The following is a 4,863-nucleotide window of genomic DNA, read 5'->3' as shown; positions in this document are numbered from 1 at the left end:
ATTGAAAACAAACCAGCGCGTCACTTTTCCGGCGTAGCGGGCAAACACTTTTTCGACATAGCGGATAAACAACTCCACCACATGTTTTGACTGCCAGCCGCCGTACTCTTCCAGCAACTGCAGCGGCAGTTCGTAATGTTCGAGGCACAACATCAGTTCAATGCCCTGACGCTGCATCTCATCAATCAGCTGGTCGTAATAGGCCGCGTAATCCTCATCAACCACCGCATTTTCATAGTCGATGAGAAAGCGCGACCAGTTGATGGAGGTGCGATAGTGCGTCAGTCCCGCCGCTTTCATCAGCGCCACGTCTTCGCGAAAACGGTTGATAAAATCGGTCGCCACCGCCGGCCCATAACCGTTGTGCCAGACATGTCGATCCTGCTGATACCAGGCATCCAGATACGAATCCTGCCCGGCTTTTTTGCCGCTCCAGCCTTCGGTTTGCCAGGCCGATGCCGCCGCGCCGAGGATAAAGCCCTCTGGCAGCGCAATAGTGTGCTTACTCATCGAATCTCCTTAATTTTGTGCCAGCTCGGCCTGCAGATTTTTTGCTTCCGCCGCTTCGGCGCGACGTGCAGCCACTTTGACAAACGGCAGATAAATCAAGACCGAAACCACGATGCAGATGATTTGCGTCACTACCGCGCCCATCGAACCGGCGGTAGAAAGCCAGGCGTTGATGATCGGTGGCGTAGTCCAGGGAACCATCACCACCGCTTTACCGGCGAAGCCCATTACCGTGGCGAAATAGCCAATTGAGCCGGTGACCAGCGGCGTGATGATGAAAGGAATGGCGAGAATCGGGTTGAGCATGATCGGCATACCAAAAATTACCGGCTCATTAATGTTGAACAAGCCAGGTCCGAACGACAGTTTGGCGATTTCCCGCATCTCTTTGCGTTTGGTGGCAATCATCACGGCGGTTAACAGCCCAATAGTCAGGCCGGAACCGCCGATACTCATGTACACATCCCAGAACGGCATGGTGATGATGTTTGGCGCTTCCTTGCCCTGTTCGAAGGCGTTCATGTTGACCAGAATCGCTCCCAGCAGCAGTGGCTCGCGAATCGGTTTCACCATTTGGTTACCGTGAATACCAATCACCCAAAACAGCTGGGCAACAAACATCAGCAGCAGAATGCCCCACAAGCTCTGCACCACCGATTCCAGCGGCTGCTGCACCACTTTGTACACCGCGTCGTACAAGTACATGCCGGTGATCTGATGGAAGATAAAGCCAAAGGTGGCGACCAGCGTGACGGTGATAATGGATGGAATCAATGCGGAAAATGATGCGGCTACGTTCGGCGGCACGGTATCCGGCATTTTGATTTTCAGCCGTTCAACCTGCTCCAGCCGGCAATAAATCTCCACCGACAGAATGGCGATAAACATGCCGAGGAACAGACTTTTGGTATCGGAGAACTGTTTCGCCAGCACATCGGTGACCACATGCATCTGCCCATCCACCAGCATTTGCAGCGTTGTAGGCGTCACCGAGATGAAGCAGATGATCGCCAGCAGGCCGGGAAACAACGTTTTGATACCGTTGATGCGACCCAGTTCGATACCAATCAGAAACACCGCGCCAATATTCAGAAAGCTCAGCGTGGCGTAGTTAATGCTGCTGGTGATCGGTTTTAAATCGGCGAGAAACGACAGCGCAGAGAAACTGGCGAGGCCATTTTTCGGGTCCAGCACCATGTTGGAAATCAGCACCGAAAACGCGCCGACGATGATCACTGGCATCAGCGTGATGAACGAGGCTTTGATCGCCATGATGTAGCGGTAGCTATTGAATCGCGTGGCAAAGCTACCCAGCGAATCGATAAGACGTTCCTGTAGAGACATTGGTCAACCCTCAGCGGTTTTAGGTGTTATGCATCAGCTTGATGGTTCGTGGCATACCAAAATGGCGATATTCGCGCTTAATTTCTGTGATCATGCTCGCGGAACTCCTTTTTGGTATTCCGGTAGCATCGTTATCACCAATTTGGCATACCAATAAGTGAGGCGGATATGGATTTTGAACAAACGATGATGGAATTGCTGATTAATGCTGGTGAGGCGCGATCGCAAGCCATGATGGCAATCCAGCAGGCGCGCAAAGCCGACTGGCAAGGTGCCGATGAGGCCTTGGCGGCGTCAGATGAGGCGGCAAAAGCCGCGCATAAAATCCAGACCGCATTGATTGGCGCCGATGAAGGCTGCGGCAAAGTGCCGGTTACGCTGATTTTGGTGCATGCGCAGGATCATCTGATGACGGCGATGCTGTGCCGCGATCTGGCGGGCGAGTTGGTGCTATTGAGGAAGGAATTGCATGGTCAATAAGGTGCAGCGGCAAAATAATTTATACGGCTATCAACCGTACGCGTTGACTCATCGAAGCGATAAGGTTTACATTGTTCGCATACGGTTATTAGCCGTACCAAGCTAACTGAAATGAAAGACTTCACTCACAATGCAACGCTGCATAAGTTTAAGGACTGACGTCAACAGGAGGCGTTTTTACTTTACGAGGCTCTCGCTATGCCAAAAGTACCCGCACTTTCCACCGATACGCGCGCCGTTAAAGACGCGCGCGTAGAGTTAAAAACCAGTTCAAATCTTAAAGAAGTTTTAAAGGAAGCAGCAACCGCTGCAGGATTAGATTTGAGTGCCTTTATCTTAAATGCGGCGCTTGAGCGTGCAGAAACCGTTTTGGATAATCAGCGACGTCGCCAGCTTTCTGAAGAGAGTTGGCAGCAAGTGAATCAGCTCATGTCTGAACCTGCAGCTCCGACGCTGGCGTTACAAGCGTTGATGCGAAGGAAAAGAGCAGATGGAAAATTCAAGGAATAATAGCGCTGACGTTATGGTGTGCGCCTATCAGGCAGACATCACCTATCCCGGTAATAAACACTTCGATTGCGGCAACGCAATTATTAACGCCTTTGTACGCAACTCGCTTAAAAAAAGCGTAAAAGAGGGAAACTGTGCAGCGAAGGTGTTGATTAACGCTAACACCGGCGAACTGTTGGGAATTTGTACCTTCAGCGCCTATTCCCTGTTGAAACAAAAGCTCACAGGCGTGGTACCCGGTTCCATGCCAGCCGAAGTCGGCGTGGTGCGCCTGGTTATGTTGGGAATCGCAGTCAAGGAACAAAAGAAAGGTTATGGTCAGGATCTGCTGGGCGCATTTTTCGATCACGTCAAAATAATCCATGCCGCATTACCGGTAAAAGGCGTTTATCTTGACGCTGAACCACAAGCCGTGAATTTTTACACCCGCCTGGGATTTGTGGCACTGCATGAGCCGCCCAATGTATTTGGCGCAATCCCAATGTTTCTGGCAATTCAGCACATTCTCGCGGCGTAATCCATGATGATTAACAGAGGAACCTATGGCGCTGTCACATGAACTGATTCTGATCTACACCACCTATTTCGTCGCCACCGCCAGTCCCGGTCCAAGCAATATGGCGATTATGGGTACGGCGATGAAACAGGGACGCGGCGCGGCGCTGGCATTAGCCAGCGGCGTGATTGGCGGTTCGATGATGTGGGCGCTGCTGGCAGCCTGCGGCGTTCTCACCGTGCTGGCCACTTTCGCTCAACTGCTGATTGTGCTGAAGATTGGCGGCGGATTGTATCTGCTGTGGCTGGCGTTTAAGGCGGGAAAATCGGCATTGCGTAAGCCAGATGCCAGCGCATTCGCGCCGGGCAGTGAAAAAGCGCACTTCGGCAAAATGTTTCGTCAGGGCATTTTGATGCACGTCGGCAATCCGAAAGCGATTTTGACGTGGGTGGCGATTATGTCGGTGGCGTTAAAACCGGGTGCAGCGGCGTCCACTTTGCCGATGATTATTGCAGGCTGCGCGGTGATTTGCGTGCTGGTGTTTGGCGGTTATGCGGTGTTGTTTTCCACTGCGGTGATGGCGGCATTTTATCGCCGCATCCGTCGTGGGCTGGATGCGCTGCTGGCTTGCTGCTTTACGGTTGCCGGGTTGAAGTTGGTGTTTAGCCGGAGTTGATGTGGAGAGGTCGCCATGAATGGCGACCCTACGAAACCGTGCTGGTGCGCATATTTACGCACCCATACATCACGAATTATTCGGCGGCGTGGCGTCGGTTTCGCTGAACGCGGGCTTCTGACGCGTCACAGAGTAAACCACGTTTTTCGGGCTGTTCGGATCGGTGGTGACATCCACAGAGGCGATGGTCACTTTGCCAAAACCAAACAGCGTCTGCACGTAACCACCAATCTGGTGTTTACCTGGCGAAACGCGAATTTCTCTCTTCTCACCCTTCTTCAGCAGACCCGCATCCTGACCATCTACCGTCACATAAATAGAAGAACCGTCATCGGTGCGCGTGACCACATGCGAAATGTTGATCACCGTTGGGCCGGTCTCGAACGGAGAAGGCGAATCGTTACTGTCGATTGGCGCGCCGGTTGCAGGCTGAGCGGCGGACGCGTCCGCAGTCGCAGTGCTGTCATGTGATGTACCTGTTACGGCGGCAAGGCGGGCACAGCCGGTAAGCATGATTGTTGCCATCAAAGTGGCTAAAGTGAAGCGCGATAACATCGTGACGAAAAACCCCTGCTAAATGAGAAGCGTTCATTTTAACGCGCCTTGCAGAGTGATGACAGTCACACAAATACAGTATTTTCCGAAAACCGGCTAAGAAGTGTCTTAGTGGAAAGCGAGCCGCACGGAATGCAAAACGAAACGGCGGCCACGCAGGCCGCCAATGGGAATTACCAGCTGTAGCTGACGGACGCTACGATGGTGCGACCGCTGCCGTAGAAGCAGGCGCTTTCGTTACTGCATGACGCTACGTAATGCTTATCCGCGATATTGTTGACGTTCAGTTGCA

Annotated in this window: 7 protein-coding genes; 4 read left to right on the top strand and 3 right to left on the bottom strand. The window is 52.5% G+C overall.

The window, feature by feature from the left end; translation table 11 throughout:
* The coding region (locus RTY00_RS19945) for a family 1 glycosylhydrolase (protein ID WP_312665748.1) at positions 1 to 510 on the bottom strand (510 nt) is incomplete at its 3' end.
* 9 nt (positions 511 to 519) lie between these two features.
* Positions 520 to 1,854, bottom strand: a complete 1,335-nt coding sequence (locus RTY00_RS19940; protein WP_061719102.1) for a PTS sugar transporter subunit IIC — start codon at positions 1,852 to 1,854, stop codon at positions 520 to 522.
* Positions 1,855 to 2,022: 168 nt separating this feature from the next.
* On the opposite strand from RTY00_RS19940, the gene RTY00_RS19935 reads away from it, so the two are divergent.
* The 4 genes from RTY00_RS19935 to RTY00_RS19920 all read left to right on the top strand — a co-directional run bounded on the left by RTY00_RS19935 (position 2,023) and on the right by RTY00_RS19920 (position 4,016).
* Positions 2,023 to 2,334 carry a PTS lactose/cellobiose transporter subunit IIA gene (locus RTY00_RS19935; RefSeq protein WP_154156559.1) on the top strand — a complete coding sequence of 104 codons (312 nt, stop codon included), beginning with the start codon at positions 2,023 to 2,025 and terminating at the stop codon, positions 2,332 to 2,334.
* A 198-nt stretch (positions 2,335 to 2,532) separates the two neighbouring features.
* On the top strand, positions 2,533 to 2,844 hold the full coding sequence (locus RTY00_RS19930) for a DUF1778 domain-containing protein (RefSeq protein WP_008110139.1): 312 nt from the start codon (positions 2,533 to 2,535) through the stop codon (positions 2,842 to 2,844).
* Complete coding sequence (locus tag RTY00_RS19925) at positions 2,825 to 3,361, top strand: GNAT family N-acetyltransferase (protein WP_312665743.1); 537 nt, start codon at positions 2,825 to 2,827, stop codon at positions 3,359 to 3,361. Before RTY00_RS19930 ends, RTY00_RS19925 begins: the two co-directional genes overlap by 20 nt.
* A gap of 25 nt (positions 3,362 to 3,386) precedes the next feature.
* Positions 3,387 to 4,016, top strand: a complete 630-nt coding sequence (locus RTY00_RS19920) for a LysE family translocator (protein WP_312665741.1) — start codon at positions 3,387 to 3,389, stop codon at positions 4,014 to 4,016.
* 69 nt (positions 4,017 to 4,085) lie between these two features.
* Here the strand turns inward: RTY00_RS19920 and RTY00_RS19915 are convergent, their stop codons facing one another.
* Positions 4,086 to 4,571, bottom strand: coding sequence for a hypothetical protein (locus RTY00_RS19915; RefSeq protein WP_154156561.1), 486 nt, complete (start codon positions 4,569 to 4,571; stop codon positions 4,086 to 4,088).
* Positions 4,572 to 4,863: the final 292 nt, after the last annotated feature.

Source organism: Pantoea sp. CTOTU49201 (assembly GCF_032054795.1).
Taxonomy (GTDB): Bacteria; Pseudomonadota; Gammaproteobacteria; order Enterobacterales; family Enterobacteriaceae; genus Pantoea; species Pantoea symbiotica.
This window is presented reverse-complemented; position numbering and strand designations above follow the sequence as displayed.

Bases quoted from the DNA above. Each gene is read 5' to 3' on its own strand.
- RTY00_RS19925 (WP_312665743.1), top strand. From the start codon at position 2,825: ATGGAAAATTCAAGGAATAATAGCGCTGACGTTATGGTGTGCGCCTAT.
- RTY00_RS19930 (WP_008110139.1), top strand. From the start codon at position 2,533: ATGCCAAAAGTACCCGCACTTTCCACCGATACGCGCGCCGTTAAAGAC.
- RTY00_RS19920 (WP_312665741.1), top strand. From the start codon at position 3,387: ATGGCGCTGTCACATGAACTGATTCTGATCTACACCACCTATTTCGTC.
- RTY00_RS19915 (WP_154156561.1), bottom strand. From the start codon at position 4,571: ATGTTATCGCGCTTCACTTTAGCCACTTTGATGGCAACAATCATGCTT.
- RTY00_RS19935 (WP_154156559.1), top strand. From the start codon at position 2,023: ATGGATTTTGAACAAACGATGATGGAATTGCTGATTAATGCTGGTGAG.
- RTY00_RS19940 (WP_061719102.1), bottom strand. From the start codon at position 1,854: ATGTCTCTACAGGAACGTCTTATCGATTCGCTGGGTAGCTTTGCCACG.